The organism is Streptomyces sp. NPDC031670 (genome assembly GCF_055580545.1).
The window spans coordinates 107507-134379 of sequence record NZ_JBVILC010000013.1 but is presented as its reverse complement, the minus strand read 5'-3'; the positions used below and the strand labels follow the sequence as shown (position 1 = coordinate 134379).

The 26873-nt window shown below is 70.0% G+C and carries 26 protein-coding genes; 18 read left to right on the top strand and 8 right to left on the bottom strand.

Annotated features, from left to right (window positions below; all coding sequences use genetic code 11):
• Nucleotides 1–116: 116 nt before the first annotated feature.
• Nucleotides 117–1334, bottom strand: coding sequence for an alpha/beta hydrolase family protein (locus ACZ5ID_RS23960; protein ID WP_468901438.1), 1218 nt, complete (start codon nucleotides 1332–1334; stop codon nucleotides 117–119).
• Between the two features lie 297 nt (nucleotides 1335–1631).
• On the opposite strand from ACZ5ID_RS23960, the gene ACZ5ID_RS23955 reads away from it, so the two are divergent.
• The gene (locus tag ACZ5ID_RS23955) at nucleotides 1632–1901 is read left to right on the top strand and encodes a hypothetical protein (protein ID WP_468901435.1); all 270 of its coding nucleotides are present in this window, start codon (nucleotides 1632–1634) and stop codon (nucleotides 1899–1901) included.
• Between the two features lie 268 nt (nucleotides 1902–2169).
• Here the strand turns inward: ACZ5ID_RS23955 and cynR are convergent, their stop codons facing one another.
• Nucleotides 2170–3075: a transcriptional regulator CynR gene (gene cynR, locus ACZ5ID_RS23950; RefSeq protein WP_468901432.1), complete on the bottom strand. Its 906-nt coding sequence runs from the start codon at nucleotides 3073–3075 to the stop codon at nucleotides 2170–2172.
• 125 nt (nucleotides 3076–3200) lie between these two features.
• Between cynR and ACZ5ID_RS23945 the strand changes: the two genes are divergently transcribed.
• The gene (locus ACZ5ID_RS23945) at nucleotides 3201–3788 is read left to right on the top strand and encodes a carbonic anhydrase (protein WP_468901429.1); all 588 of its coding nucleotides are present in this window, start codon (nucleotides 3201–3203) and stop codon (nucleotides 3786–3788) included.
• A 58-nt stretch (nucleotides 3789–3846) separates the two neighbouring features.
• Entirely contained in the window at nucleotides 3847–4317 is a 471-nt protein-coding gene (gene cynS / locus ACZ5ID_RS23940) for a cyanase (RefSeq protein ID WP_468901426.1), read from the top strand.
• A 431-nt stretch (nucleotides 4318–4748) separates the two neighbouring features.
• Here the strand turns inward: cynS and ACZ5ID_RS23935 are convergent, their stop codons facing one another.
• Nucleotides 4749–5567: an ABC transporter ATP-binding protein gene (locus ACZ5ID_RS23935; protein ID WP_468901423.1), complete on the bottom strand. Its 819-nt coding sequence runs from the start codon at nucleotides 5565–5567 to the stop codon at nucleotides 4749–4751.
• Nucleotides 5564–7360, bottom strand: a complete 1797-nt coding sequence (gene leuA, locus ACZ5ID_RS23930) for a 2-isopropylmalate synthase (protein WP_468901420.1) — start codon at nucleotides 7358–7360, stop codon at nucleotides 5564–5566. The genes ACZ5ID_RS23935 and leuA overlap by 4 nt, the downstream gene beginning before the upstream one ends.
• Nucleotides 7361–7548: 188 nt before the next feature.
• Here leuA and ACZ5ID_RS23925 point away from each other — a divergent pair, with 188 nt between their 5' ends.
• Nucleotides 7549–8238, top strand: a complete 690-nt coding sequence (locus tag ACZ5ID_RS23925; RefSeq protein ID WP_468901417.1) for a FadR/GntR family transcriptional regulator — start codon at nucleotides 7549–7551, stop codon at nucleotides 8236–8238.
• A gap of 7 nt (nucleotides 8239–8245) precedes the next feature.
• On the opposite strand, the gene ACZ5ID_RS23920 is transcribed toward ACZ5ID_RS23925, so the two are convergent.
• On the bottom strand, nucleotides 8246–9106 hold the full coding sequence (locus tag ACZ5ID_RS23920; RefSeq protein WP_468901414.1) for an oxidoreductase: 861 nt from the start codon (nucleotides 9104–9106) through the stop codon (nucleotides 8246–8248).
• Entirely contained in the window at nucleotides 9093–9956 is an 864-nt protein-coding gene (locus tag ACZ5ID_RS23915; protein ID WP_468901411.1) for a helix-turn-helix domain-containing protein, read from the bottom strand. Before ACZ5ID_RS23915 ends, ACZ5ID_RS23920 begins: the two co-directional genes overlap by 14 nt.
• 179 nt (nucleotides 9957–10135) lie before the next feature.
• On the opposite strand from ACZ5ID_RS23915, the gene ACZ5ID_RS23910 reads away from it, so the two are divergent.
• Nucleotides 10136–10498: a hypothetical protein gene (locus ACZ5ID_RS23910; protein ID WP_468901408.1), complete on the top strand. Its 363-nt coding sequence runs from the start codon at nucleotides 10136–10138 to the stop codon at nucleotides 10496–10498.
• Between the two features lie 33 nt (nucleotides 10499–10531).
• Here the strand turns inward: ACZ5ID_RS23910 and ACZ5ID_RS23905 are convergent, their stop codons facing one another.
• Nucleotides 10532–10954: a winged helix-turn-helix transcriptional regulator gene (locus ACZ5ID_RS23905; RefSeq protein ID WP_468901405.1), complete on the bottom strand. Its 423-nt coding sequence runs from the start codon at nucleotides 10952–10954 to the stop codon at nucleotides 10532–10534.
• 88 nt (nucleotides 10955–11042) lie between these two features.
• Here ACZ5ID_RS23905 and ACZ5ID_RS23900 point away from each other — a divergent pair, with 88 nt between their 5' ends.
• Together ACZ5ID_RS23900 and ACZ5ID_RS23895 are read left to right on the top strand one after the other, a co-directional pair.
• The gene (locus ACZ5ID_RS23900; RefSeq protein WP_468901402.1) at nucleotides 11043–11864 is read left to right on the top strand and encodes an NAD(P)H-binding protein; all 822 of its coding nucleotides are present in this window, start codon (nucleotides 11043–11045) and stop codon (nucleotides 11862–11864) included.
• A gap of 1019 nt (nucleotides 11865–12883) precedes the next feature.
• Nucleotides 12884–13438, top strand: coding sequence for a GNAT family N-acetyltransferase (locus ACZ5ID_RS23895; RefSeq protein ID WP_468901400.1), 555 nt, complete (start codon nucleotides 12884–12886; stop codon nucleotides 13436–13438).
• A 308-nt stretch (nucleotides 13439–13746) separates the two neighbouring features.
• On the opposite strand, the gene ACZ5ID_RS23890 is transcribed toward ACZ5ID_RS23895, so the two are convergent.
• Complete coding sequence (locus tag ACZ5ID_RS23890; protein ID WP_468901398.1) at nucleotides 13747–14598, bottom strand: hypothetical protein; 852 nt, start codon at nucleotides 14596–14598, stop codon at nucleotides 13747–13749.
• Nucleotides 14599–15115: 517 nt separating this feature from the next.
• Here ACZ5ID_RS23890 and ACZ5ID_RS23885 point away from each other — a divergent pair.
• The 11 genes from ACZ5ID_RS23885 to ACZ5ID_RS23835 all read left to right on the top strand — a co-directional run bounded on the left by ACZ5ID_RS23885 (nucleotide 15116) and on the right by ACZ5ID_RS23835 (nucleotide 26860).
• Entirely contained in the window at nucleotides 15116–16003 is an 888-nt protein-coding gene (locus ACZ5ID_RS23885; protein WP_468901396.1) for a patatin-like phospholipase family protein, read from the top strand.
• Entirely contained in the window at nucleotides 16000–17055 is a 1056-nt protein-coding gene (locus ACZ5ID_RS23880) for a 1-acyl-sn-glycerol-3-phosphate acyltransferase (protein ID WP_468901393.1), read from the top strand. Before ACZ5ID_RS23885 ends, ACZ5ID_RS23880 begins: the two co-directional genes overlap by 4 nt.
• A gap of 336 nt (nucleotides 17056–17391) precedes the next feature.
• Nucleotides 17392–17802, top strand: a complete 411-nt coding sequence (locus ACZ5ID_RS23875) for a RidA family protein (RefSeq protein WP_468901390.1) — start codon at nucleotides 17392–17394, stop codon at nucleotides 17800–17802.
• Nucleotides 17803–17852: 50 nt separating this feature from the next.
• Nucleotides 17853–18059, top strand: coding sequence for a hypothetical protein (locus ACZ5ID_RS23870; RefSeq protein WP_468901387.1), 207 nt, complete (start codon nucleotides 17853–17855; stop codon nucleotides 18057–18059).
• Between the two features lie 83 nt (nucleotides 18060–18142).
• Nucleotides 18143–19474, top strand: coding sequence for an ABC transporter substrate-binding protein (locus ACZ5ID_RS23865; protein WP_468901384.1), 1332 nt, complete (start codon nucleotides 18143–18145; stop codon nucleotides 19472–19474).
• Nucleotides 19474–20439: a carbohydrate ABC transporter permease gene (locus tag ACZ5ID_RS23860; RefSeq protein WP_468901381.1), complete on the top strand. Its 966-nt coding sequence runs from the start codon at nucleotides 19474–19476 to the stop codon at nucleotides 20437–20439. The genes ACZ5ID_RS23865 and ACZ5ID_RS23860 overlap by 1 nt, the downstream gene beginning before the upstream one ends.
• Nucleotides 20440–20486: 47 nt before the next feature.
• On the top strand, nucleotides 20487–21323 hold the full coding sequence (locus ACZ5ID_RS23855) for a carbohydrate ABC transporter permease (RefSeq protein ID WP_468901379.1): 837 nt from the start codon (nucleotides 20487–20489) through the stop codon (nucleotides 21321–21323).
• Nucleotides 21320–24088: an ATP-binding protein gene (locus tag ACZ5ID_RS23850; protein ID WP_468901376.1), complete on the top strand. Its 2769-nt coding sequence runs from the start codon at nucleotides 21320–21322 to the stop codon at nucleotides 24086–24088. Before ACZ5ID_RS23855 ends, ACZ5ID_RS23850 begins: the two co-directional genes overlap by 4 nt.
• 134 nt (nucleotides 24089–24222) lie before the next feature.
• A complete protein-coding gene (locus tag ACZ5ID_RS23845) occupies nucleotides 24223–25059 on the top strand; it encodes an alpha/beta fold hydrolase (protein WP_468901373.1) in 837 nt (278 codons plus the stop codon).
• A gap of 104 nt (nucleotides 25060–25163) precedes the next feature.
• A complete protein-coding gene (locus tag ACZ5ID_RS23840; protein WP_468901371.1) occupies nucleotides 25164–26249 on the top strand; it encodes an LLM class flavin-dependent oxidoreductase in 1086 nt (361 codons plus the stop codon).
• Nucleotides 26246–26860: an FMN reductase gene (locus ACZ5ID_RS23835; protein ID WP_468901368.1), complete on the top strand. Its 615-nt coding sequence runs from the start codon at nucleotides 26246–26248 to the stop codon at nucleotides 26858–26860. Before ACZ5ID_RS23840 ends, ACZ5ID_RS23835 begins: the two co-directional genes overlap by 4 nt.
• The last annotated feature ends 13 nt before the right edge of the window (nucleotides 26861–26873 follow it).

Sequence of the window (26873 nt, the reverse complement as noted above, 5' to 3'; positions counted from 1 at the left end):
GGGCGATTACGCCGTCGCCATCGGAGCCGGGTTCGGGATGGAGGCCGGTGGCCTGCCGGCGGGGTCCTGCTCCGGCAGGCGCTTGTGGCGAGCCGCGGCGCCATGGCCCCAGGTCCTCAGGGGAGGAACGTCACTGCCGGGAAGGCTGGGGACGGCCCGTCGAGCAGGTGTCCCTGGCGGTGGCGCAGGTGTGCGTCGAAGAACGCGAGCGGGTAGGCCTGCTGGATCTTCACGGCCTGGTCGGGATCGAGAGTGCCGATCACGTCCTGCAACTGCTGCCTGCTCCATCCGAACAGCTTCGCCACCTGGGGGAACAGCGCCTCATTGTCGCCGTACGAGATGTGGACGGCGCCCTGGGCCTGGATGTTCAGCCGCCAGCCCCGCAGGTGCGACCAGAACGCGGCGGCCTGGGGGTCCGTGGTCCGGGTGAACTCGGCGGACATCATCATGAACGGCCGGTCCAGGTCACCGGCGAGCGGCGGGTTCATCTGCATCGGGCCGTCGAGGCTCAGCCCGGCCCGGATGCGCTCGTCCGCGAGCATGGCGCAGGCGGTGGCCGTTCCGCCCTTCGACCAGCCGAACGCGCCCATGCGCCGCGGGTCGAGGGAGCCGAGCAGCCCGGCCGGCAGCTCCCGCTGGGCGATGTCCGGATTGCACCCGGCAGCGAGCTGCTCGACGCAGTCGAGGACGAAGCGCAGGTCAGCAGCGAAGTCCCCAGGCAGCGTCGGCGCCTTCTGGTCGTTCAGCGGGACGGCGACCCGGCCGTCGGGGAACTCGGTGTATGTGTCGTACTGGTGGGCCACCGTCACGACCACGTATCCGTGGCTGGCGAGCTCCTGGACGATGAGGGTGTGGTCGCCCTGGTGGCTGTGCGCGCCGTGCGAGAACACGACGACGGGCAGCCGTCCCCCCAACTGCCGTACCGGAGCGCCCACGTGGCCGGCAGTGAGCGGCGCCAGGGGGACCAGGTCGCTGAACCCCACGTCGGCGAGGAACGCCTGAAGGGCGCCCGCCGGCATCCAGGGCGCCACCGGGTAGCGCTCGACGTTCCGGGCCGGGTACCAGACGGTGGCCATCAGCTCGCGGAAGTGCCCGGGGCCTGCGATGCCGTCGGGGCGCGACCGGTCGGCGAGGTGCAGTTGGACCGTGCCCACCGGGTACGGCCCGTTGGGCACGGGCAGCGTGAGCCGTTGCGGGGCGGGCGCGGCGCCCGGGCCCGCCCACGCGGGGCCGGCGATGGCGGCAAGCGGCACGGCGGCCCCGGCGGCCAGCGCGGCTCCCAGTATGCGGCGGCGCGTCATGCTTCTCTGGGTGATGAACGACGTGGTGGTCATGGGACCTCCGTGGTCACGGATCGTCAATCGTGCCGCGACGGCCAGTCCGTGGGCACGGGGGAAGACTGCCACGGGCCCCTCCTGTGCAGCATCCGCCCACGGGTTTACATCCCGAGGCCGATGCGGTCGACGGTGTCGTCCTCCCGGTGTCAGGCCGGCAGCCATCTCTCCGCACCACACCAGATGTGGCAGCGCCGGCTGGACCAGAAGCGGCCCGGCACGGGCCGCCCAACGGCGGAGGAGCCACTCTCAGACCCCGCCCGAAACGGCCAGTCATGCGTCCAGGTCCCGGCCGGGGTGCGGCCCGAGGTAGGGGAGCTGACCCCCGCGCAGTGGCGGCGCTTCGTGGAGGCGGTCCGCACCGCGCACACCCGGGGCGACACGAACCGCCTGGTGCTGTTGCACCTCGACAACGTGACCTCCCCTCATAGGGGTGCCGGTCTTCCCTGGCCGACGCACCCCGGGGGCCTGGTCGCCTGGTACCGATCGGGAAACGGCACGTACCTGAAGTGGACCGTCAACCAGTGGATCAGGACCAACTCCGGCATCTGCGGCGCCTACACCTGACCGGGGACCTCCAGCCGCTCGATCGCCTGCATCACCATCACCGCCTGAGGCTCTGACCGACAGGTCCCGGAGCACGACTGACCCGGCCGGCGCGCAGGTCCCCGGGTGGTCGGCCGCCCGGGGACGACTGCCGCCTTCGCCCCTCTGTGTCCGGGCGCTGTCCGCCGCGCCCCCGTGCGTTCGTACGCCAACGGCTCAGCTGGTCGCACCCGACGGCCCGAACCCTGGCGGCAACTGGTTTGTGCGATTGGGACGCTGGTGCTGCCCATCAGGCGGAGGTGTAGCCACGGTTGTGGATGTGGTTGAGGGTGAGGTGGGTGAAGGCGCGGGTGGCTGCGCTCCGGTAGGCGTTTTCGCGTTGTAGGAGGGCGACGGTGCGGGCAGGGAGGGCGGGCTCCAGGGGGATGGGGGTGAGGTGGGGGTGGTCGTGGGTGACGGCGTCGGGCAGGACGGTGGCCAGGTCGGTGCGCTGGACGATTTCGGTCAGGGCCTGGATGGAGTTGGCTTCCACCGCGATGCGCGGCTGCACCTGGTGGGTGGTGAAGTAGGTGTCGATATGACTGCGGGTGGCGAAGTCACTGCTCAGTAGGGCGAGTTGGCGTTCGTAGAGGTCCCGTACAGGCAGTGGTCCCGGTTCACCCGTGTCGGGTCGGCCGGCGCCGGTGACGAGGCTGAGGGTTTCGGTGAACAGGGCGGTGGCGGTGATGCCGGGCAGGTGGGGGCCGTGGAAGGCGATGCCGAGGTCGAGGTCGTCGGCCAGCAAGGCGGCTTCGATGCGGTCCTGGGTCATTTCCCTGACGTCCAGGGTGATGCCGGGGTGGCGGGTGTGGAGTTCGGCGGTGAGGGGGCCGATGAGGTAAGCGGTGAAGGTGGGGGTGAGGGCGAGGCGGAGGTGGCCGCGGGAGAGATCGGCGACGTCCAGGACGGCGCGTTCGGCAGCCGCGAGGTCCCGCAGGGCCCGGCGCGCGTAGTGCACATAGGTCTCACCGGCGTCGGTGAGGCGGACGGTGCGACCGGTGCGGTCCAGTAGCTGGGCGCCGACGGAGCGCTCGAGCTGTCTGATCTGCTGGGAGAGGGTGGGCTGGGAGATGCGCAGGTCTTCGGCGGCGCGGGTGAAGTTCGCGTGCTCGGCGACAGCGAGCAGGTAGCGCAGGTGACGGAGTTCCAGAGCCATATCCCCAACTATAGATGTCATCTATTGCGGAGGTTGGTATTGACTCTTGGACTCTATAGGTGCAGGTCGTGCATGGTGAATCTCGTCAGCCCCACGGGGCCCGACAACCACCGAAGGGAGCAACCATGCACAACCTCACCGAGGGCGCCGCGCGTTTCAGGCGGGATGTCTTCCCGGCCAAGGCGGAGCTCTTCGCGCACCTGGCCACTACTCACCAGCCGACGACGCTGTTCATCAGCTGTTCCGACGCCCGTGTGGTGCCCGAGCTGATCACCGGTTCCGAGCCGGGCGAGCTTTTCGTCATCCGCACCGCCGGAAACCTGGTGCCCGCGTACTCGCCCGGCATCGACGGCATCGCGGCCAGCGTCGAATACGCGGTCACCGCCCTGGGCGTCAGCGACATCGTCATCTGCGGCCACTCCGCCTGCGGAGCGATGACCGCCCTGGCCGAAAGCCACGACATGCGGGCCCTGCCGACGACCGCCGACTGGCTGCGCCACGCGGAGGCCGCACGGGCCCGCACCACCACGGCCGGGGTCGACCCGCTCGTACGCAGCAACGTCCGCGCCCAACTGGCGAACCTCGTCACCCACCCCCCGGTGGCCCGCGCTCTGGCGCAGGGCACGGTCACGCTGCACGGCTGGTGCTACGACATCGGCAGCGGCACCGTCGAGGAACTCGACGTCGTGACCCCCTTCGCCGCCGCAGTCTGACCCCCTTCCCCCGGTCTCACCCCCGCAGTCTTCGCCCGTTCGAGAGGAAACCCTCCCCATGGTGCACGCCCAGTTCGACAACACCGCTCGTCAGGCCCTTGCCGCCAAAGCCGTCGACGCCAAGGTGCGCAAGGACCTCACCTGGCAGCAGATCGCCGACGCCGCGGGCCTGTCAGTCGCCTTCGTCACCGCCGCCGTCCTCGGCCAGCACCCGCTGCCTCAGCAGTCCGCCGAGACGGTCGCCGAGCTGCTGGGCCTGGACGCCGCCGACGCAATGGTGCTGCAGACCATCCCGATGCGCGGCTCCATCCCCGGTGGCATCCCCACCGACCCGACCATCTACCGCTTCTACGAAATGCTCCAGGTCTACGGCACCACGCTCAAGGCCCTGGTGCACGAGCAGCTCGGAGACGGCATCATCTCCGCGATCAATTTCAAGCTCGACTTCAAGACAGTCGCCGACCCCGAGGGCGGCGAGCGCGCGGTGATCACCTTGGACGGCAAGTACCTGCCGACCAAGCCCTTCTGAACCGGCCGGTCCGCCGACCAGGCCCCGGGGGCAGCTCTGCCGTCTGCCCCGGGTTTCGCCCTGACCGGCCCCGGCGCGGCTGACGGCAGCGGTCCCCGATGCAGCGCCGACGCGAAGCAGCTGTGCGACGCGGCTCCTCCTGCTACTGCCGATAGCGGACAAGGGCGGCCGAGGCCCCGTGCCGCTCCTGGCATTGCGTACGACGTCGCGCAGTGGGACGACCCATGGCGGTGCCAACTCGGCCTCCGACGACGGTAGATGAGCTTTCGGAGGCTGCCGGTGAACGGCGAATGCCCCAGTGCCGAACGGTCCGTCACGGCCCCTCACCAGGAGAGCGTGCCCACCCCTACCACGCCCCAACTAGTCAAGCCGGTGTCGCCGGTGGGACGCGCTGGGTCGGCACACCCACCGGCAACCCGCCGTCGGCCGGGTTACGGCAGGGACGGGCGGCGGGCCCGCACACTCCATCGGCCGTCGGCGCGGTAGAGGTGGACCGGGTGGTCGAAGCACTTGCTGACCTGATCACCGGTCAACACCTCGGCCGCCGGTCCGGAGGCCAGGCAACGACCGTCCCGCAGCAGCATGGCGTGCGTCGTGCCGGGAGGGAGCTCCTCCAGGTGGTGGGTGACCAGCACCGACGCCAGCTCGGGATGGGTGTGCTGGAGTGTGTCGATCCGCTCGATGAGCTGTTCCCGCCCGGCGACGTCCAGGCCGGTCGCCGGCTCATCCAGCAGCAGCAACCGCGGCCTTGGCATGAGCGCGCGGGCGATCAGGGCCCTGCCCCGCTCGCCCTGGGACAGGGTGGGCCAGCGTGCGGCGCGCCGTTCGCCCAGACCGAGCAGGTCGATGAGGCCCTCGGCCGTGGCGGCCTGCTCGGGCGTCGGATGCCAGCGGGGCACGCGTTCGACGGTGTTGGTCAGCCCGGTCAGTACGACGTCGTGGACCCGCAAGGGTGTGCGCGGTGCGTGGCGCGGGTCCACATGGCCGACGTACGAACGGAGTTGACGCATGTCGACCCGCCCAAGGCGGTGGCCCAGGACTTCGACGGTCCCTCGCGTCGGGTGGGTGAGCGCGCCGAGGAGGCCGAGCAGGGTGCTCTTGCCGGCGCCGTTGGCCCCGAGCAACGCCCAGTGCTCGCCGGGCCGTACGGTCAGGGACACGTCGTGGAGGATGTGTTTGCCGTCGCGGACGAGGTCGACGCCCTCCACGCGCAGGACCGGGGGAGTGGTGGAGATGCGGGAGTCGGTCACTGTTGGGCCCGTCCGGCGCGGTTGACGGCGGCGAGCACGGCCTGCACCGACGCGGCGAGAATGGAGGTGTCCCAGCCGGCTCCCCACATCGTGGCCCCGTCCACCCGGCACTCCGCGTACGCGACCGCGGGACTGCCGGGCCCCACGCCGGTGGAGTGCTCGGCGTAGTTGAGGATGTCGACGGTGATGCCGACGCTCCCGAGGACCTGGGTGAGGGCGGACAGCGGCCCGTTGCCGGTGCCCTCGTAGGAGCGTTCCTGTCCGTTGACGGTGAGGGTGCAGCGGAACCGGTGCTCTCCGGGCCCGGTTTCGGTGGCGCTCCACGAGTTCAGGATGATCGGACCGTCCTGGGCGGGGGTGATGTAGTGCGTGTGGAAGAGGTCCCACAGGTCCTTGTGCGAGAGCTCCTGTCCGCTCGCGTCCGTGGCCCGCTGCACCGCGCCGGAGAAGTCCGGGCGCATCCCCTTGGGCAGGTCCAGGCCGTGGTGGGTGTGGAGCAGGTGGGCGATGCCGCCCTTGCCGGACTGGGAGTTGATGCGGATGACCTCCTCATACGTACGCCCGATGTCACCCGGATCGATCGGCAGGTACGGAACCTCCCAGGGCGCCCGCTCGGCCGGGACGCCCAGCTCCGCCGCCCGCTTCGCGTGATGGGCCATGCCCTTGGAGATGGCGTCCTGGTGGGTCCCGGAGAAGGCCGTGTGGACGAGGTCGCCGACGTAGGGGTGGCGTGGGTGGATGGGCAGCCGGTTGCAGTGCTCCACCACCTCGCGCACGGCGTCGATGTCGGAGAAGTCGACCATGGGGTTCACGCCCTGTGCGTACAGGTTCAGCGCCAGCGTGACGAGGTCGACGTTGCCGGTGCGCTCGCCGTTGCCGAACAGACAGCCCTCCACCCGCTGCGCCCCTGCCAGCACGGCGAGTTCGGCACAGGCGACGCCGGTGCCCCGGTCGTTGTGGGGGTGCACGGAGAGGATCACCGCGTCACGCCGTGCCAGGTGACGGTCCATGTACTCGATCTGGTCCGCGTACACGTTGGGGGTGGCGATCTCCACGGTGGCCGGGAGGTTGTGGATCACCGGCCGGTCCGGTGAGGCGTCCCACAGCTCGGTGACGCTGTTGCAGACCTCCAGGACGAAGTCCGGTTCGGTGAGGTTGAAGACCTCGGGGGAGAACTCGAACCGGATGCCGCCCCCCGACCGCTCCTCGGCACGCCTCATCAGATAGCCGGCGGCATCCAGGATCATCCTGTGGAGCTCGTTGCGCGAGCGGCCGAGGACCACGTCGCGCCAGGCCGGCGCGGTGGCGGTGTACAGGTGCACGACGGTGCGGGGCAGTCCCTCGATGGAGGCGATGGTGCGGTCGATCAGGTCGTTGCGGGCGGCAGTGAAGACGGAGATGGTCACGTCCTCGGGCACGGCGTCACTGGTGGCGAGGTGGCGTACGAAGTCGAAGTCGGTCTGGCTGGCGGAGGGGTAGCCGACCTCGATCTCCTTGTAGCCCATGGTGACCATCAGGTCGAACATCCGGCGTTTGCGCTCGGTGTCCATGGGCTCGGCCAGCGCCTGGTTGCCGTCGCGCAGATCGACCGGCACCCACAGCGGGGCCCGCTCCAGTCGGCGCGACGGCCAGGTCCGGTCCCGCAGCGGCAGCGCCACCCGGTCGTGCGCGGACCGGTACCGCTCGTGCGGCATCGCGCTCGGCCGCTGCGGGTTCCACGTGGGAGCGCCCTCGGGAACAGGCCCCGAGGGGGTGCGCAGCGTGGCGAAAGCCGGGGTGTGGGGTGTAGCCATGAGACGGAACCACTTTCAGTCGGCCAACCGGTGACCGGCGCGTCTCGACACCCGCTGCGGGGTGCCGGTCGATTCAGGCCCCGCAGCGGCAACCGAGAAGAAGAAGCTCGCACAGCGACATGCCGGGTACAGTAGCCACAACGAACTCCTCAGACAACCTGACATGTGGAAGTGAAGGTGAACGTCGGATGCCACTGGGCGCACTGCGGCCAACTCCCCTGGTCGAACAGGCCACTGAGCGGCTGCGCGAGCAGATCGTCCAGGGCGAGTGGAGCGTGGGAACCAAGCTCCCCGGCGAGAACTCGCTGGCTCAGATCCTCGGCGTAGGGCGTTCGACCGTGCGCGAGGCTCTGCGCGCGTTGGCCGGCGCGGGTCTCGTGCAGGCGCGCCAGGGCGCCGGGGTCTTCGTGATCGCCACCAAGCTCCAGGAGGACTGGCTGACGAGCCTGCGGCGCGCGGCCGTCACCGACGTGTACGAAGTCCGCATGCTCATTGAGGTCGAGGCCGCGCAGATGGCCGCGCGGCGCCGAACCGACGTCGACCTCGTCGCCCTCGACGAGGCGCTGGCCCACCGCCGCGATGCCGCGGAAGCGGGCAACGCCGAGTTCGTCGACGCCGACATCGCCCTGCACTCGGCCGTGGTCGCCGCGGCACACAACCCCGTACTCACTGGCCTGTTCGCCGAGTTCGTGCCCGTACTGCGCCAGGGGCTGATCGACCTGGTGGAGCTGCTCGACCTGCGCTCCGGGGACCCCAACCACGGCGACGACGGTCATGCCCTGCTCGTGGAGGCCATCGCGCGGGCGGACGCCGAATCCGCCGGGCGCACCTTGCGCGAGGAGCTGGAGCAGACGCTCGAACGCCTCCGGGCGAGCTGACACGCGGTCAGCTCGCGACCTGCTCCGGAGGGAAGTCGGCGCTGAGAGTCACCTCCCGCCAGCCGTCGAAGGTGGACCTGAGGGAGTCGAGCTTGGCGGTGGCGATGTCGTATGCGGCCTTGCCCAGCAGCAGGCGCAGCGGGGGTTCTTCGGCGGTGACCGCGTCGATGACGGCTTGGGCTGCGCGTGCCGGGTCCCCGGGCTGGTGGCCGTAGGTGGCCAGGGTGCTCGCGCGTCGGGTGCCCGCGGTGGAGGCGTAGTCGGCGATGGTGGTGGCGGACTGGCGCATGGAGGGCCCGGACCAGTTGGTGCGGAACGCGGCGGGTTCGACGATCGTGACCTTGATGCCGAGGGGGGCGACCTCGGCGGCGAGGGACTCGGAGAGACCTTCCACGGCGAATTTGGTGGCGTGGTAGTAACCGGTGGCGCCGAAGCCGACCAGGCCGCCGAGGGAGGACATGTTCACGATGTGGCCGGTGCGACGGGCTCGCATGCCGGGCAGGACGGCCCTGGTGGTGTTGACCAGGCCGAAGACGTTGGTGTCGAACAAGGCGCGGACCTCGTCGTCCTCGCCCTCCTCGACGGCGGCGAGGTAGCCGTAACCCGCGTTGTTGACCAGTACGTCGATCTGTCCGAAAGCGGCCTGTGCCTGGGCGACCGCGTTGGTGATCTGTTCGGGGTCGGTGACGTCCAGCGTCAGGGCGATGGCGCGTTCCTCGTGCCCGGCGATGACGTCGGGGGCCCTGCCGGGATCCCGGGCGGTGACCACCGCCCGCCATCCGTGTTCCAGCACGGCGCGGGCCAGCTCCCGGCCCAGGCCGGAGGAGCAGCCGGTGATGAACCAGACGGGGGAATCAGCGGAGGTCATGCGAGTTGTGCCCTTCGTCTTGAGTATCCGGGATGTCGGTGAGGGCGAGGCTGCCCAGCAGGGCCAGCGACTGTCCGGCAGCGCTGCCGGGTTCGGCTCGGTAGACCACCAGGTGCTGGCCGGGTGCGCTGTTGACGGAGAAGGTCTCGAATTCCAGCGTGAGGTCGCCGGCCAACGGGTGTCGAAACCGTTTGGCCGAGGCCGTTTTGGCCCGCACCTCGTGGCGCGCCCACATGCGTGCGAAGTCGGGGTTACGCACGGAGAGTTCACCCACCAGGTCCTGCAGCCGCTCGTCGTCGGGGTCGGGGTTGGCGGCCCGCAGTGCGGCCACGCAGCCCTGCGCCACAACGGACCAGTCGCGGTAGAAATCCTGTGCGGCAGGGTTGAGGAACATCGCTGTGATCAGGCTCGTCTCGTCGCCGAGCCAGGAGAACAGCGCCTCGCCGAGGGCGTTGACGGCCAGCAGATCGAGGTAGCGGCCGTAGACCAGAGCCGGTGTGTCCGCCCAGGTGTCCAGCAGGGACACCAGGTGCGGGCCGGCGTGTTCCCGGGCGGCGGCCCAGGGCCGCCCGTGCTGTGGCGGATCGACGAGGGCGCGCAGGTGGGCGGCTTCCTCGTCCTCCAGCAGGAGTGCGGCTGCCAGTGCCCTTTGGACCTGGGGTGAGGGATTGCGTTCGCGTCCCTGTTCCAACCGCACGTAGTAGTCGGTGCTCACGCCGGCGAGGACGGCGACCTCCTCCCGGCGCAGACCAGGGGTGCGGCGTGTCCCTGCGGGCATCCCGTGGTCCTCGGGGCGCACCAGCGCGCGCCGGGCCCGCAGGAACTCGCTCAGCCGGTGGTTCTTGTCCATGCCTGCCACCGTAGAGGCCGGCACCACCGGCAAGGTGGCCCTGTCCCACCCACCCGGACGAGATGGAGGAACCGCGGTGAAGTTCAGCCGGTTGGTCCCGGCGGTCAGGAACGTGGCCCGGCCGGGGACCGTCTTGCACTGCGGCGAAGCTCTCCCCGAACCATGAAGGAATCCATCCAGTGGCTCTCTCCTCCCGCACACGGCGCCGCTCGACTGCGTTGGCGCTCGTCGCCGCGGTGACCCTGCTTGGCCTCGCGAGCTGGTACGTGTTCTCGGGCCGAGGCACAGGGCTGCTGCCGCAGAGCAGCTGGGGGCCGTGGCGGGAGAAGCCGCAAGTGAACCAGTGGGGAGTGCGGGTACGGGTCAACTCGTGGACCAACGCCGCTGAAGCGTACGTACACATGGGCAAAGCGGAGGACTTCACCATGAAGGCGTACGGCACGCGAGCCAGTGCCACGACGGTGATGGACGGCACCCGGCTCACCCTGACACCCGACGGCAAGATCACCGGACAGTGGCCACAGGAGCACGGCACAAGGTGATCTACGGACCCACCCGCTCGTAGCTCGGCATCGTTAGCGGATGTCGTGGTCGGGGTGAGCCTCGTCGTACGTGTGCCGCGCCTCAGCGATGGCAGCGCGGTGAGCGAGGGACCAGTCGGCAAGTGCCTTGACGAGGTGGGTCAGGCCGGCCCCGGTCTCGGTCAGACGGTAGTCGACCTGGGCGGGGACGGTCGGGTACACGGTACGCAGCACGAGGCCGTCGCGTTCGAGCCGGCGCACGGTGAGGGTGAGCATGCGCTGGGAGATGCCGTCGATGGCGCGTTGCAGTTCGCGGAACCGGCGCGGCCCGCCCGCGAGTTCGACGATCACGAGCACCGACCACTTGTCCCCGATGCGGTCCAGGACGTCGCGGATGCCGCAGGCGGGGTGATCCTCGCGTCCGCAGGGGGCGAGGTCGGCAGGTGTGGTGGTTACCCCGGTGTGCGTGAGTGACATCGAACTGCCTTCTTGTGGCCGGTGGGCGCGCGGTCAAGGATCAAGCGTAGTTGCTGATGAGAACCACGACGGAAGACTGTGATTGATCATGATCTTGGTGACCGGAGCGAACGGGAACCTCGGCGCGGCCACCCTTGCGGCGCTGCGTGTTCGCGGCATTGCTGTGGCGGGCGGCAGCCGTACGCCGGACGAGGGGATGCGGCGCCTCGACTTCGACGACCGCCTGAGCCTCGACCTCCGTGGGGTGTCGACGCTGGCGCTGATCTCCGCGGGTTATGGCGAGGACGACCAGGTCGTCGGGCGGCACGCGGCGGTCCTGGACGCCGCCGTCAGGGATGGCGTCCGCCACGTCGTCTATACGAGCCTGACCGGTGCCGGCGACCACCTCGGTTTCGCGCTCGCGCACCGTGCAACGGAACGCCTGGTGCGGGCGAGCGGACTGCCGTGGACGATCCTGCGCAACGGTCTCTACGCCGAACTCTTCGGTGCTCTCCTGATGTGGTCCGACGACGGTGTGGAGTCCGCGTTCGGTGGTGGCGCCCTTGCCGCGGTCGTGCGAGAGGATCTCGCCGATGCCACGGCAATCGTCGCGGCGAATCCGGCACGGCACAGCGGGCGCATCTACGACCTCGTCGGCACGCCGATCACGGGAAGGCAGGTGGCCGACCGGCTCGGGGTCCCGCACCGCACCATCAGCCTGGGCGAGTACCGGCGCAGGCTCCTCCACGAGACACCGGGGCTGCTGGCGTTCCAGCCGCCGATGCTCGCCTCGATCGCCACGAGCATCCGGCACGGCTTCCTGGACGGTGCCTCCCCCGACCTGGTCGACCTACTTGGCCGCCCGGCCCGTGATCCGCTGGCCACGGCCGTTGCGGTCGCCTCCGCCACGAGACCGGAAGCAAGTATTTAGCAGCGGGCGCCACGCGCTCGGCAACGAACCGAGTCCCTGGACTTCGGCTCCGGGGTGACCCGCTGGCGTCGCCGGGCCACGAGGGACGATGCCGGCGTCCGGGACCAACTGCACTTGGTGCTGCTGAAGAAGCCGCGGGTCGCAAAGAAGCTGGACTGGGGCGAAGGGGCCGTTTGCCTGGAGTCCTTCCTCGGTTTCGGCGAGGAGGCCCGGTGTGCCGCCTCTGGTCCGCGGTGAGCTGGAGGTCCTTCTTCCTCATCATCGTGCTCAGCCTTGTCGACACCGGCCTGCGAAATCCCGCCTTCAACACGCTCATGGATGTGGCAGGCGTATCCGCGCTTCCTCTGTACTGCGTGAACCAGCTGACGCTGAGCTCTGCGCTCACCCCGCGCATCCCCCGGTCCTACGGCCTGCTCTCCCTTACCTGGTCCGCAGCGACCGGTGCCCTGGCGCTGCTCGTCCTCCACACTCGGGGTCCTTCCCACTCTCCGTTGTCGCGCAGGGCGGAGGCCCGGACAGGGTGATCGCGGTGGAGGTGGTGTTTCCCTCCAGGGCCCTGGCTGCCGGGGGCCACGGCACTACCCGGCTTCCAGCCGTGCGAGCCGTCCGACTTGCGACAGGCTTCATCGCGGGGGGCTGTTCAGCGTGCCGGCGTCGAGGGTGTGGGGGAGTGGGGCTCTTCTCGTATGCTCCGGCGCAGGCGAGGCACCTTCATACCGCTCGCCCTCGCCGCTCTCGGGCCGGCCGGCTGCATCATCATCGAGGAGGGCAGGGCCGCGAAGTACTGGGACGGCTATCGGTTCGGCGAGCAGACGGCAACGGATTACGCGAAGCGCGTCCTACAGTAGGGACGCGGCCCATACCTGCCTTGCCCGCCCCGATCAGCAGTCGTTCCACGAGGTGCACGGAGTTCACGGGATTCACGGGATTCACGGGGGCCTTGGGCAGGCGGCGTCCTTGGGCGAGCTTCGCACGGCACGTAGCCTGGGAGGAATCGACAGTTGTCCTGGAGCAGCCCCATGGAGATCACGTGGCGTCGGGTCGAGGAGCGGGACTTTCCGCTGCTGCGAAGGTGGCTTCAGCAGCCCCACGTGAGGCGCTGGTGGAATCACGAGACCACCGTGGAAGCGGTGGCACGCGATTTCGGTCCCGCGGCTCAAGGCGACGAGCCCTCGGAGGACCTCCTTGCCTTCCTAGAAGATCGACCGATCGGTCTCGTGCAGCGTTCACGACTGCACGACTACCCCGAGTATCTGGCCGAGGTAGCGGCCGTCGTCCCTGTGCCTGACGAGGCGATGACCATCGACTACCTGATCGGCGATCCCGGCCGGACCGGCCAGGGCGTCGGAACGGCGATGATCCGCTCCGTCATCGCGCGGACCTGGGCCGAACACCCGGCCGCCCCGTGCGTCGTCGTCCCGGTGGTGGCAGCCAACCGCCGCTCGTGGCGGGCGCTCGAACGAGCAGGGCTGAGCCGGGTCGGGGTCGGAAACCTGGAGCCGGACAACCCGGTCGATGACCACACCCACTACCTCTACCGCATCGACCGGCCGCAGACGCAGACCGGCGCCTGACAGTCGCACCCACGCATCAACCCGAACGCACAGCCTCGCCGGTTCCAGCGCGCATCCGCCAAGTGGGCCGCGGGGGCGCCGGTGCGGGGCGACGGGGGAGTTGGCCTTCTGTTGTGCTGCGCCGCAGGACCGCGCACGGCCGCTGCACGACGCGGACTGCCGGCTCTGCCGGGCCGCGAACCGGGCCGCGAAGGGGACCGGTGAGGCGTTCGGCCGTCCCGCCCACCACAGAGTCGGTACCAAGCCCCGCCGCGGTACGTGAGGCTCCGCCCGCCTGAACCGTCAGGGAGCCGACAAGGCGGGATAACTCACGGACGCGGAACCTCTTTCGTACCGCTGGCCCCCGGACCCCTGGTGTGTTTCTTGCGGAGTTTCTCCGCGACTTCGTGGGCCGAAGCCGGATCATAGACCGTCATCGTCTTGCCCGGCGAATACATCGCGGCGCCCCGGGGCGTGTACTGGTAACTGCGGATGCCGTGGCGGACAACCAGCGCGTCGACCGCGCCGACGGGTACGTGCCACAGGGCAGCCAGATCTGATTGCGTCCACCACTCGTCCGGGCACACGAAGCTCCGATCAACCTCCGTCCGGTGCTCCACCGCTACGTGAGCCGAACCGAGTTGGCTGGTCAACCAGTCCAGCAGTGCCTTGGAGTCGACCTCGGACATCGGGGCCTGAAACCCCGGCTCGCACGCCACCGTTCCAGCACGCGTGTGCAGCACCACTTTGAGTGACTTTCGTTGGCCCGCCCTGAGCCGCTCGACAACGACGACGCGCTGCAGATCAGCCGCAGCAACGGTCGACGAACGCAGGAAGCGAGCGATCACGAGTCGCTTCGCATTCCCCTGAGGACGGAGCTCGATCCACCGCACCATCGTGCTCGGCACCGTGACTATCGACGCCAGGACGAGCCCGATCACGGCCAGGACCGTCAGCCCGAGACCAACCCAGAGGATGGCCCAGACCAGCCCGGACTCCGTGAGTACGGCGACCACCAGAGCCGGCAGCAGGAGGGGGGCCGCGATCCACAGCGGGACCACGACGCTCGCGCCGACCGCGAAACTGAGCTCCCGGACTCGACTTGGCACGAACACCAGCCGCCCACCCGCTGCCCTCGCCGACACAACTCCCGCCAACGGATCCGTGCTGCGAATGGCCATGGGTCAAATGTAGATACGAGCCAAGCAGTTCGTAAGAGGCTGGCACAGCACGGCAGTTCCACGTCCGCGAGGGCCCCCAACTCCCGCGCAAGGTGTTGAACGGATCACCGAACCAGACGGGTCGGAGACCGAGGTCAAGCAGGCCCCTTTCATGCCTCAGCGAGCATCCGGTCGGGGCGTTGATACGCCATCGGTGAAGACGGGCATGCCGAGATCGACCAGTTGAGGGCGTCCGTCTGTAGGGGTGCTTTGGTGCTTTTGCTGCTCTTGAGATTGCTGAGCCTGGACAGAGCGGCAAGCAGACATGAGGGGCGGCCAGAGTTCATCGCCGAGGAAAGCCGCTCATGAGGACCGGCGGGCAGATCCGGTGTCGTCCCCGAACACCGCAGGCCTCGCGGGAGTCCGAACGGCGCCGAGCCCGCCGGGCCGGGCGACGCAGCCCACCGTGGTGGTGCCCGGCCGGGGCGCGGATGGGACGGCCGGGGCGGGGCAAGCGCTGAATATGGACGACGATGCCATGACAAGGCAACCCGAGGGAAAGAGCACGGATTACCGCTGCGCGTTCGTCCTGGGCGGAGGCGGGGCACTGGGCGCCTACGAGGTCGGGATGCTGAGGGCCCTGATCGAGACCGGAATCCGCCCGGACCTGGTGATCGGAACGTCCGTGGGCGCGATCAACGGCGCGGCGATCGCGGCCGAGCCGACGGCGAAGGCCGTGGCGCAGTTGGGTGAGCTGTGGGGGAGCCTGGGCCGTTCGGGCGTGTTCTCCGGCTCGGTGCTCCAAAGCCTGCGGCTCGCCGCCCGAAACCGGACCCACGTCTACTCCTCCGCACCGTTGCGCGAACTCCTGGAAGCCCGGCTCACGGCGCGGCACATCGAGGATCTCGCGGTGCCCTTCCAGTGCGTCGCGGCGAGTATTGAAAGTGCTGCCGAGCGCTGGTTCACCCAGGGCCCCCTCATCCCGGCGGTCATGGCCTCGTGCGCGGTCCCGGGACTCCTGCCGCCGCTCGAAATCGACGGCGAGCACTACTTCGACGGCGGGCTGATCAACAGCATCCCCGTGGGCCGCGCGGTCGCTGCCGGAGCCCGCACCGTCTATGTGCTGCAGGTCGGACGCATCGAGCGGCCTCTGCGAGTTCCCCGGGCACCCTGGGAGGTGGCTTCCGTGGCCTTCGAGATCGCCCGCCGGCATCGCTTCACCCGGGACATGACCGACCTGCCTCCGGAAGTCGAGGTACACCTGCTGCCCACGGGTGCGGCGTCCGGCAGGGGGGAGGACCTCGCCGGCCGGAAGCTCCGCCACCGCGACTTCGGACTTTCCGCGCGCCGGATGGAGTTGGCGTACGAGGCGTCAGCCGCTTACCTGGCAGCCGCAGGCAAGTCCCGCAGGGACGAAGTTTCATGAGCCGCGCGGTCGGCGTACGCGATGTGGCCAGGCGATGCGTCAGCGTGCCCGCGCTCGTCGTCCTGATCCCCGTCGCTGCGGCTCTGCTGCTCGTGACGCTCGTGCTGGCGCCGCTGTCGTTGTTCGCCGGACGGTCCGGGCGGGCCTGGCAGCCCCAACGGCTGGCTCTCTACGCCCTCGTATACCTCGTTGCCGATCTGGTTGGGGTGCTCGCGGCGGGTGGCGTTCGGCTGCGCTGCCTGGGCGGCGGCCGAGACCGCGAAGAGCGTCTGGTGGCGCTCAACTACCAAGTACTGGCGCGGCTGCTGGACTTCCTGGTCACGTGTTCGGGATGGATCTTCTCGCTACGAGTGGAGGTCGAGCCGCCGATCCCGTCAAGTACGGACCGGTCGCGCGAGGGCATAGTGGTCTTTGCCCGCCATGCCGGCCCCGGAGATTCGATCCTGCTGGTACACGGCCTCCTCTGCCGCGCGGGCCTGCGCCCCCAGGTCGTCCTCAAGCAGTTCCTCCGCTGGGACCCGTGTCTGGACATCGTGCTCAGCCGTCTGCCGCACTGCTTCGTCCCACAACGGGCCGAAGCCGGGACCTCGGCGGCCATCGGTCTGTTGGCGGCCTCATTGCGCCCGGGGGAGGCGCTGGTGATGTTCCCCGAGGGCGGCAACTTCACAGAGCGTCGCAGGCGCCGGGCCATCGGCTGGCTCAACCGCACCGGCCAGCTCCGGCGAGCGGCTCGCGCCCGCCACCAGAAGCACGTCCTGCCGCCCAGGATGGAGGGGTCCCTGGCGGCACTGTCCGGGGCGGGTGATGCCAGAGCGGCAGTCGCCTTCGTTGCGCACACCGGGCTCGACCGCATCGACTCGCCAGCCCGCCTGTGGCAGTCGATCCCCCTGCGCACGGCGGTCCGCGCCACTTGGTGGAGCGTGCCCGTCCGCGCGATACCCGCCGGACGGCAGGCCCGTGAGTCCTGGCTGACCGACCAGTGGTCGCGCGTGGACGCCTGGGTCGCCCGGGAGTGGAGCCGCCCCACCCCGGCACCGCCCGCCGCGCCCTAGCTGTATTGACCGCGAGGCATCGCTGACACTTGCCTTCAACATTCAGCCCGGGGCATCCGGCCGCAGCCGGTCACCATCATCAGTGCTGCCACAGTGCACGCCGGCCTGCCAGCTCCTGCTACCGAAGACCTGCCGGGTCGGACACCCTCCATCGCCGGAACATGCGGCGCATACGTGTCGACTGCAGCGCTTCCGCCACGGGCGGACGGAGGCGTTCAGGGGTGCGAGTTGAAGTGGGGGAGGAGGACAGCAGGAGGTAGCCTCGCGCCGTGTCGGACAGCCGCGCGGTAGGCAAATTTCGTTGCGTGTCGGGGGCAGAGTAGTCAGACTCGCGACATGACAGCGAAGATCAGCCGTATCAACCCCGAGCAGTTACATGAGACGCCCGGCTACCACCACATCACCGTGGCGGAGGCCGGCCGAACCGCTTATCTGGCGGGGCAGTGTCCCCTCGACCGCGGCGGCTCTCTCATCGGCGCGGGCTCCCTCACCGTGCAAGTCGATCAGGTCGTCGTGAATGCACTCACTGCCCTCGCGGCGGTGAATGCACAGCCGGAGCACGTGGTGCGGTCGGTGATCTATGTGAGGAGCGATGACAGAGAGGACCTGGGCATCGTCTGGGGCCGGCTGACCGCTTCCGCACTCGGTCCGGCGTTCACGTCTGCCAGCACGCTTCTGGGGGTTGCCCAGTTGGGCTTCGCCGGGCAGTTGGTCGAGGTGGACCTCACCGTCGCGCTGCCCGACTGAGCGGCATCGCTCAGCGCTGGGGGAGCCCCGCCCTTGGCTGTCAGAGTCCGATGACCAAGCCCTCGTGGGGTCTGGTGGGCCCCCGCGACCGCACGATCAACCCTGATGTGGAGTGTTACGGCTACGAGCGCGCCGGCCTGACCACCGTCGAAGTCGACCCCTCCCACCTGGTCATACTTGCCCAGCTCCAGGCCGCAGCGGCGCTGATCCAGGACGCGATCCGGTCCACCGCCCACGGGCCCCGTCAGGCCGACTAGAACGATTAGTCGATATTGTTCGAGCCCTGGTAGCTTCTGATCGCCCCCGAGAGCCTCGGTGGGCGATCGGAGGAGATCCACCCATGAGGTTCGGCGCGAGGACCGCGCTCGCCGTCATCGCCGTTGCCGCCCTCGCCGCCGCCTGTGCTGTTCCCCAGGACAGCGCTTCCCGGTCACACCCCACCGCGGATTGCGCCCCGTACGCCCGTTACGGCAAGCACCCCGCCACCAAGGTCACCGTCTACGCGGAGAACCGGGACCGCGAGGCCGACCTGTTCGAAGAGACCTGGGCGGACTTCGCGCACTGCACGGGAATCGACGTCCAGTACGAGGGCGACGGAGAGTTCGAGACCCAGATCCAGCTTCGGGTCGACGCCGGGAACGAGCCCGACATGGCGTTCTTCCCGCAGCCCGGCCTCCTGGAACGCTTCGCGCGGGCGGGCAGACTCAAGCCCGCGAGCGCCAGTGTCGTGACCCTCGCGAAGCAGGGCTGGTCGGCTGACTGGAACAACTACGCGACCGTGAACGGCACTCTCTACGGCACACCACTGGTCGCGAATGTGAAGTCGTTCGTCTGGTACTCCCCGAAGTACTTCCGGGCCAGGGGACTGAGCGTTCCCCGCACGTGGTCCGAGCTGATGGCGGTCACGGAGAAAGCCGCGGCGTCGGGCGTCAAGCCGTGGTGTGCGGGAGTGGAGTCCGCCGAGGCAACCGGCTGGCCCGTGACGGACTGGATCGAGGACGTCCTGCTGCGCCAGCAGGGCACAAAGGTCTACGACCAGTGGGTCAGCCACAAGATTCCCTTCAACGACCCGCGGGTGATCCAGGCCATGGACACCGTGGGGTCCCTCCTCAAGAACGACCGCTACGCCAACGGCGGTTTCGGCCCGGCCCGGTCGATGGCGTCGATCTCCTACCAGGAGGCCGGCCTGCCGATTCTCTCCGGCGACTGCGCGATGCACCGCCAGGCCTCCTTCTACGCCGATCTGTGGCCGAAGGGAACAAAGATCGGACCGGACAAGGACGTCTACGCCTTCCTCCTGCCCGGAGCCGAGCCGGCCGACCACCCCGTACTGGGCGGCGGGGTGTTCACCGCGGTGTTCGCAGACCGCCCCGAAGTGCGGGCGTTCCAGGAGTATCTGGCCTCCCCCGACTTCGCGAACTCCCGTATGAAGAAGGGCCCTTTCGTCTCGGCGAACCGGGGCGTGGATCCGGCGAACGCCGCGACCCCCGTCGACAGGCTCTCGATCCAGCTGCTCCAGGACCCCAGGACACAGTTCAGGTTCGACGGTTCGGACCTGATGCCGGCGTCGGTCGGCGCCGGGACGTTCTGGAAGGGAGCCGTCGACTGGATCGGCGGCGCTCCGACCCGGCAGGTCGCCGACTCCATCGAACGGTCCTGGCCGAGCCGCTGATGTCGTTCGACGCCGTTGCCCAGCAGCCCAAGCTGCTGTACCTGCTCCAGGGCATCGCCGCCTTCGCAGCGGTGGTCGGCTTGGTCCTGCTTGCGCTGCACCAGGGGCCGGTACGCAGGAGGTCCGCGGCCCTGATCCTGCTGGCCCCCGCGCTGCTGCTGCTCACGGTCGGTCTGCTGCTGCCCGCTCTGCGCACCTTGATGCTGTCCTTCACCGACCGTGGGGGAGAGGCGTGGGCCGGGTGGGACAACTACCGGTGGCTGCTCACCGATTCCCGGGCGCTGGTGGCGCTGCGCAACACAGTGGCGTGGGCGGTGCTCGTGCCGCTGACGGCGACCGCGGTCGGTCTGCTGTACGCGGCGGCCGTCGTGCGGTCGCGGTTCAGGGCGTTCGCGCTGTCGCTCCTGCTGATGCCGATGGCGATCTCCTTCGTCGGCGCGGGCGTCGTCTGGAAGTTCGTTTACGCCTACCGGCCGGCGCAGGCAGGGCAGATCGGGGTGCTGAACCAGCTCGTCGTCGCGTTCGGCGGCGAACCGCGGCAATGGCTTGCCGACTCGCCCTGGAACGTCCTGTTCCTCATGGTGGTGATGGTGTGGACACAGGCGGGCTTCGCGGCCGTCCTGCTGGCCGGCGCCATCAGAGCCGTTCCCGCTGAGCTGATCGAGGCGGCCCGGCTCGACGGTGCCTGCGCCCGGCAGATCTTCTGGCGTATCACCCTGCCGTCGATCAGACCCACGCTGACCGTCGTGGTCCTCGCCCAGGCTATCGGCGCCTTCAAGGCCTTCGACATCGTCAAGACCATGACCGGCGGACAGTTCGACACGGACGTCATCGCCCACGACATGTACGACCAGGCCTTCCGCTACGGCGAAACGGGCCACGGCGCGGCGCTTGCCGTACTCCTCTTCGTCCTCGTCACTCCCTTCGTCGCCTACCAGGTCCGGGCGCGGCGGGGGGCCGGGTGAAGGGCGCGCGGGAGCGTCTGGCCTCCCGCGCTTTCACGTTGCTGGCCGTGGGGATCGCGGTCCTGTGGACGACACCGGCCCTCGCTCTCCTGCTCTCCTCGTTCCGCCCCGAGCAGGAGATCAAGACGACGGGCTGGTGGACCGTGTTCGGTGCGCCGCACCTCACGCTCGACAACTACGGGGAGGTGCTGTCCGGCGGCGGGAACGGGTCGGGGCGTCTCGCGGAGTACTTCGTCAACTCCGTTGTCATCGCCGTCCCCTCGGTGCTGTTCCCGCTGGTGGTGGCCTTCTTCGCGGCCTACGCCCTGGCCTGGATCGACTTCAAGGGGCGCGATGCGCTCGTCATCGGCATCTTCGCGCTCCAGGCCGTGCCGCTCCAGATGGCGCTCGTCCCTCTCCTGAAGCTTTTCTCCCAGGGCTGGCTGTTCCTGCCCGCGTGGCACCTCACCGGTCCCGCACGGTTTGCTCAGGTCTGGTTCGCCCACACGGCCTTCGCGCTGCCGTTCGCGGTGTTCCTCCTGCACAACTTCCTTGCGGGGCTGCCCCGGGAGCTGGTCGAGGCCGCCCGTGTCGACGGCGCGTCGCACGCGACGCTGCTGCTGCGGATCGTGCTGCCGCTGAGCCGCCCGGCCCTGGCGACCTTCGCCCTCATCCAGTTCATCTGGGTGTGGAACGACCTCCTGGTGGCACTGACCCTGTCGGGCGGAACGGCCCAGACCGCGCCCATGACGGTCAGAGTGGCGAGCCTGGCCGGGACGTACGGCAACGAGTGGCAGCGGCTCACCGCAGGAGCCTTCGTGGCGGCGCTCGTCCCGCTGCTCGTCTTCTTCGCCCTGCAGCGTCACTTCGCACGGGGACTGCTCGCCGGATCGGTCAAGGGATGAGAGGCGACCGGGCCGAGGCGGAGCGCGCGGCAGGGTCGGCGAGCGCAAGGTTCAGCCGGCCCGGGCTGCGGGGCCGCGAAGCCGAGCTGGAAAAGCTGCGCGCCCTGGTCGAGGCGGTGCGCCGCGGCGGGGCAGGAGCGATCGCGCTCCTGCTGGGCGAGTCCGGCATCGGCAAGACCGCACTGCTGCGGGAAGCCGTCTCGCTCGCCCGGGCCCACGGATTCGTCGTCAGCCATGGACGCGCCGAGGAACTGCACGAACTGGCACCGCTGGCCTCACTGGCCTCGGGCCTGTTGCACGGCGAGACGCCGTTGCTGGCCCGTGGGGACTTCGCCGACCTCGCCGTCCACCACGACCAGCGCATCTGGCTCGTCGAACGGCTGGCCCAGCTGATCGAGGAGCGCGCGGCGGGCAAGCCCGTACTGATCGCGGTCGACGATGTGCAATGGGCCGACCCGCTGAGCCGGCTCGCCCTGAGCCTCCTGCCCGCACGGCTGCTCGCCTCCCCCGTCCTGTGGCTGCTCACGGGCAGGCAGGACCCGCAACTGTACGGGCAGGGGCCGCGGGCGACGACCCTTGCTCTGCGTCCGCTGTCCGAGACCGCCCTTGCCGAGCTGGCACGCGACGTCCTGGGCGCGCGGGTGCCGGCGCGGGTCGCGGAGCTCCTCGGCGGGGCGGGCGGCAACCCCTTCCTGGCGACCGAGATGCTCTCGGGCATCGCGACGCCGGGCGGGGACGGGCCGGAAGTGCCCGAGCGGCTGGTCCTGGGCGTCCGCGGCCGGCTGGCCGACCTGCGGCCGGACACCCTGCACTTCCTGCGGATCGGCTCGGTACTCGGCCGCGCGTTCTCGCTCGCGGACGCCGCCGCCCTGTGCGCCCGGCCCGCCTCCACCCTCAGCGCCGCAGTGGAGGAGGCGATCGCCGCGGCCCTCCTGGACGACGACGGCGAACGCCTGCTGTTCCGCCACGACCTGCTCCGGGAGGCCGTGTACGCCGACCTCGCCCCCTCCGTACGCCGGGCGCTGCACCGGGAGGCCGCACGCCGGCTCGTCGCGGCCGGCCGGAGCACCATCGACGCGGTCCCCCATCTGCTGAAGAGCGCCGAACCCGGCGACATGGAGGCGGTCGGACTGCTCGGCACGGCCGCCACGGACGTGATCGCCGTCATGCCCGACCTCGCCGCCGACCTGTCCGTACGCGCTCTGGAACTCGTACCGCCCCATGCGCCCATGCTGTTCGACGTGGGCGAGCGGGCCATCGTCGCGCTGACCCGCGCGGGCCGGTACACGCAGGCACGGGAGACCGGCGACGCGCTGCTCGCCCGGCAGCCGTCCCTGGACGTCTTCGCCCGTCTGCAGTGCGTACTGGGCGACGCGCTCTGGCACCTCGACGACGTCCACGAGCTGACCCGCCGCTCGACGGCGGCGCTGGCAGCCGTCACCGACCCGGTGGTCCGGGCCCGGCTCACCGCCCGGCAGGCCCTGGCCCGCTCCCGAGGCCGCGACCTGGGGGCCGCTCGCGAGAGCGGCGAACAGGCGCTCGCCGAGGCGGAGCGGGCCGGTGACCGCGAGGCCCGCGTCCTCGCGCTGTGGGGGCTCGGCGAGACCGCCCTCAACGCGGGCGACTGCGCAGCCGCCTTCGAACACCACACGGCGCTGAGCGTGTTCGACACGGCCTTCCTTCCCGAGGAGGCCGTCGCACGGATCCACCTGGACGACTTCGCCACCGTAGCGCGACTGCTCCGGACGGCGGACGACGCTCCCTTGCGCCCCGCCATGCTGATCTGGGCCCAGGCAACCCTGAACATGGGGCTGGGCCGGCTCGACGACGCGGACGCCGACTTCGTCACCGCCGAGCGGCTCGAAGCGGACCTTCGCGTGCCCGGCAACCTGGTCAACATCCGCGTCAACCGCGGTCTCCTCGCGCTGCTGCGTGGTGACCGCGAAGCAGCGCGTGCACACCTGGATGTCGTGAGAGCGACCGTGGCCGACCGGCCGAACACGGGCAACCACGCCGCGCACCAGTACTTCGAGGCCGTCATCGCCGACGCCGACGGCGACCACGCGGCTGCGTCCGAACGAATCCGCTCCGTGCAACGGGACCACCCCTTCCTGCGGTGGCGTCTCCTGCGCCCTCACATCGCCCAGGCCGTGCGCATCGCCCTGAACGGCGGAGACCGGAAGCTGGCCGAGGACCTCGCGGCCCAGGCCGGCGACCACGCCACCCGCAACCCCACCGTGCCGACCGCCCAGGGAACGGCCGCCCACACAGCCGCCCTGGTGAGCGCCGACCACCAACTCCTGGAGCGCGCGGTCCACATCCTCTCCACCGGCCCCCGGCCCCTGCCCCTCGCCGCCGCGTCCGCCGACCTCGGGCGCGCGCTGCTGACCGTGAGCGACGCCGCTGCGACACCTCCCCTGACCAGGGCGTACGACATCTACGCCCAGGCGGGCGCCGACGCCGAGGCCGACCGGGTCCGGGCCGATCTGGAACGGGCCACAAGCCGCCCCAACCGGCGCACCGGACGCCTGCGGCCACGCGCCGACCAGGGCTGGGACGCACTCACGGCCTCGGAACGCAAGGTGGCCCGGCTGATCGCCGCGGGTCACACCAACCGGTCGGCCGCGCAGGCCCTCGTCGTCTCCCCGCACACCGTCAACACCCATCTGGCATCGATCTTCCGCAAGCTCGCGGTGCGCTCCAGGGTCCACCTGGCCCGGATCGTCCTGGCGGAGGACGACACCGCGACAACCCCCGGCGGCTGAGTACCCTCTGCACCCCCGTGCAAGGTGTGGTGCGCGGGAGGACAACAGCAGGTGCGCGGCCGGTCCTAGCGTGACGGGCATACCGCGCCGCTTCGACGCGCGGACCAGTCGACCCGAATAGAGGAAGCGCCCCCATGCCGTACATCACCGTGGGCCAGGAGAACACCAACCCCGTCGAGCTGTACTTCGAAGACCAGGGGAGTGGGCAGCCGGTCGTCCTCATCCACGGCTTCCCGCTCGACGGCCACTCCTGGGAGCGCCAGCGCGGCGCCCTGCTCGACGCCGGCTACCGCGTCATCACGTACGACCGCCGCGGCTTCGGGCAGTCCTCGCAGCCGACCACCGGATACGACTACGACACCTTCGCCGCCGATCTGAACACCGTGATGGAGACCCTCGACCTGAACGACGCCGTCCTCGTCGGCTTCTCCATGGGCACCGGCGAGGTCGCCCGCTACCTCTCCACCTACGGCTCGGGCCGGGTCGCCAAGGCCGCCTTCCTGGCCTCGCTGGAACCCTGCCTGCTCAAGAGCGACGACAACCCGCAGGGCGTTGCTCCGCAGGAGTTCTTCGACGGCGTCGTCGCCGCCGTCAAGGCCGACCGCTACGCCTACTACACGGCCTTCTTCAACGACTTCTACAACCTCGACGAGAACCTGGGCACCCGCATCAGCGAGGAGGCCGTCCGCAACAGCTGGAACACCGCGGCCCGCGGCGGCTCCTTCGCCGCGTCGGCCGCGCCGGCGACCTGGTACACCGACTTCCGCGCCGACATCCCCACCGTCGACGTGCCGGCCCTGATCCTGCACGGCACCGCCGACCGCATCCTGCCGGCCGAGGGCACCGCGCGCCCCTTCCACCAGGCGCTTCCGTCGGCCGACTACGTCGAGATCGAGGGCGCCCCGCACGGTCTGCTGTGGACCCACGCCGAGGAGGTCAACACGGCCCTCCTCGCCTTCCTGGCGAAGTGACGCCGCACCGTTGACCCGCCGGGGTGATACCGGAGTCCCCGGCGTCACCCCGCCCCCCGGTTCCCGGCACGGGAACCGGATGAGCTCAGGAGAGCAGACACCCCATGCAGTTCGGCATCTTCACCGTCGGGGACCTCACCCCCGACCCCACCGACGGTCGCACCCCGACCGAAAGCGAGCGCATCAAGGCGATGGTCGCCATCGCGCTCAAGGCCGAGGAGGTCGGCCTGGACGTCTTCGCCACCGGCGAGCACCACAACCCGCCGTTCGTGCCGTCGTCGCCGACCACCCTGCTCGGCTACATCGCCGCCCGCACCGAGAAACTGATCCTGTCCACGTCCACGACGCTGATCACCACCAACGACCCGGTGAAGATCGCCGAGGACTTCGCGATGCTGCAGCACCTGGCCGACGGCCGCGTCGACGTCATGCTGGGGCGCGGCAACACCGGCCCGGTGTACCCGTGGTTCGGCCAGGACATCCGTCAGGGCATAAACCTCGCCAAGGAGAACTACGCACTGCTGCGCCGGCTGTGGCGCGAGGACGTCGTGGACTGGGAGGGCACGTTCCGTACGCCGCTCCAGGCCTTCACCTCGACACCGCGGCCCCTGGACGGCGTCCCGCCCTTCGTCTGGCACGGATCCATCAGGTCCCCCGAGATCGCGGAACAGGCCGCCTTCTACGGCGACGGCTTCTTCCACAACAACATCTTCTGGCCGGCCGACCACACCCGGCGCATGGTGCAGCTGTACCGGCGCCGGTTCGCGCACCACGGTCACGGCCGGCCGGAGGACGCCGTCGTCGGACTGGGCGGCCAGGTCTTCATGCGCAAGAACTCCCAGGACGCCGTACGGGAGTTCCGTCCCTACTTCGACAACGCGCCGGTGTACGGCCACGGCCCGTCGCTGGAGGAGTTCACCGAGCAGACCCCGCTGACGGTGGGCTCTCCCCAGCAGGTCATCGAGCGGACTCTGTCGTTCCGGGAGAGTGTCGGCGACTATCAGCGTCAGCTGTTCCTGATGGACCATGCGGGCCTGCCCCTGAAGACCGTCCTGGAACAGCTCGACATCCTCGGTGAAGAGGTCGTGCCCGTGCTGCGCAGGGAGTTCGCGAAGGGACGTCCGGCCGACGTGCGGCAGGCTCCCACGCACGCGTCCCTGCGAGCCGGCCGGGAGGTGTCCGCCGCGTGAAGCTGACCGTCGTCTCCGCGGGGCTGAGCACCCCCTCTTCCACCCGGCTGCTCGCCGACCGGCTGGCCGAGTCGGCCCGCGACGAACTCACCGCCCTGGGACAGACGGCGTCGACCGACGTGGTGGAGCTGCGCGAACTGGCCGGCGACATCGCCAACCACCTGGTGACGGGCTTCCCGCCGCCGCGGTTGAACGCCGCGATCGAGGCCGTGACGGCGGCCGACGGTCTGATCGTCGTGACTCCCGTGTTCGCGGCTTCCTACAGTGGTCTGTTCAAGTCCTTCTTCGACGTGATCGATCCGGATGCCGTCACCGGGAAACCGGTCCTGATCGCGGCGACGGGCGGTACCGCCCGCCATTCGCTGGTCCTGGAGCACGCCCTGCGTCCGCTCTTCGCCTACCTCCGCGCAGTCGCCGTCCCCACCGCCGTGTTCGCGGCGTCTGAGGACTGGGGCTCGGGCGGGGACGAGTACACCGACGGTCTGCCGGGCCGCATCCGCCGGGCAGCCGCCGAACTCGCCGCGCTCATGGCGGCGCGCCCGGTCGCGGAGGAGCCCGAGGACGACGTCACGGCCCTCGAACGGCAACTCGCCGACCTGCGCTTCGACTGAGACGGGCCGCAGG

Excerpts from the sequence above, each read along its gene's own strand:
- ACZ5ID_RS23960 (WP_468901438.1), bottom strand. The coding sequence starts at position 1,334 with ATGACCACCACGTCGTTCATCACCCAGAGAAGCATGACGCGCCGCCGC.
- cynR (WP_468901432.1), bottom strand. The coding sequence starts at position 3,075 with ATGGCTCTGGAACTCCGTCACCTGCGCTACCTGCTCGCTGTCGCCGAG.
- ACZ5ID_RS23945 (WP_468901429.1), top strand. The coding sequence starts at position 3,201 with ATGCACAACCTCACCGAGGGCGCCGCGCGTTTCAGGCGGGATGTCTTC.
- cynS (WP_468901426.1), top strand. The coding sequence starts at position 3,847 with ATGGTGCACGCCCAGTTCGACAACACCGCTCGTCAGGCCCTTGCCGCC.
- leuA (WP_468901420.1), bottom strand. The coding sequence starts at position 7,360 with ATGGCTACACCCCACACCCCGGCTTTCGCCACGCTGCGCACCCCCTCG.
- ACZ5ID_RS23925 (WP_468901417.1), top strand. The coding sequence starts at position 7,549 with ATGCCACTGGGCGCACTGCGGCCAACTCCCCTGGTCGAACAGGCCACT.
- ACZ5ID_RS23920 (WP_468901414.1), bottom strand. The coding sequence starts at position 9,106 with ATGACCTCCGCTGATTCCCCCGTCTGGTTCATCACCGGCTGCTCCTCC.
- ACZ5ID_RS23915 (WP_468901411.1), bottom strand. The coding sequence starts at position 9,956 with ATGGACAAGAACCACCGGCTGAGCGAGTTCCTGCGGGCCCGGCGCGCG.
- ACZ5ID_RS23905 (WP_468901405.1), bottom strand. The coding sequence starts at position 10,954 with ATGTCACTCACGCACACCGGGGTAACCACCACACCTGCCGACCTCGCC.
- ACZ5ID_RS23900 (WP_468901402.1), top strand. The coding sequence starts at position 11,043 with ATGATCTTGGTGACCGGAGCGAACGGGAACCTCGGCGCGGCCACCCTT.
- ACZ5ID_RS23895 (WP_468901400.1), top strand. The coding sequence starts at position 12,884 with ATGGAGATCACGTGGCGTCGGGTCGAGGAGCGGGACTTTCCGCTGCTG.
- ACZ5ID_RS23890 (WP_468901398.1), bottom strand. The coding sequence starts at position 14,598 with ATGGCCATTCGCAGCACGGATCCGTTGGCGGGAGTTGTGTCGGCGAGG.
- ACZ5ID_RS23885 (WP_468901396.1), top strand. The coding sequence starts at position 15,116 with ATGACAAGGCAACCCGAGGGAAAGAGCACGGATTACCGCTGCGCGTTC.
- ACZ5ID_RS23880 (WP_468901393.1), top strand. The coding sequence starts at position 16,000 with ATGAGCCGCGCGGTCGGCGTACGCGATGTGGCCAGGCGATGCGTCAGC.
- ACZ5ID_RS23875 (WP_468901390.1), top strand. The coding sequence starts at position 17,392 with ATGACAGCGAAGATCAGCCGTATCAACCCCGAGCAGTTACATGAGACG.
- ACZ5ID_RS23870 (WP_468901387.1), top strand. The coding sequence starts at position 17,853 with ATGACCAAGCCCTCGTGGGGTCTGGTGGGCCCCCGCGACCGCACGATC.
- ACZ5ID_RS23865 (WP_468901384.1), top strand. The coding sequence starts at position 18,143 with ATGAGGTTCGGCGCGAGGACCGCGCTCGCCGTCATCGCCGTTGCCGCC.
- ACZ5ID_RS23860 (WP_468901381.1), top strand. The coding sequence starts at position 19,474 with ATGTCGTTCGACGCCGTTGCCCAGCAGCCCAAGCTGCTGTACCTGCTC.
- ACZ5ID_RS23850 (WP_468901376.1), top strand. The coding sequence starts at position 21,320 with ATGAGAGGCGACCGGGCCGAGGCGGAGCGCGCGGCAGGGTCGGCGAGC.
- ACZ5ID_RS23845 (WP_468901373.1), top strand. The coding sequence starts at position 24,223 with ATGCCGTACATCACCGTGGGCCAGGAGAACACCAACCCCGTCGAGCTG.
- ACZ5ID_RS23840 (WP_468901371.1), top strand. The coding sequence starts at position 25,164 with ATGCAGTTCGGCATCTTCACCGTCGGGGACCTCACCCCCGACCCCACC.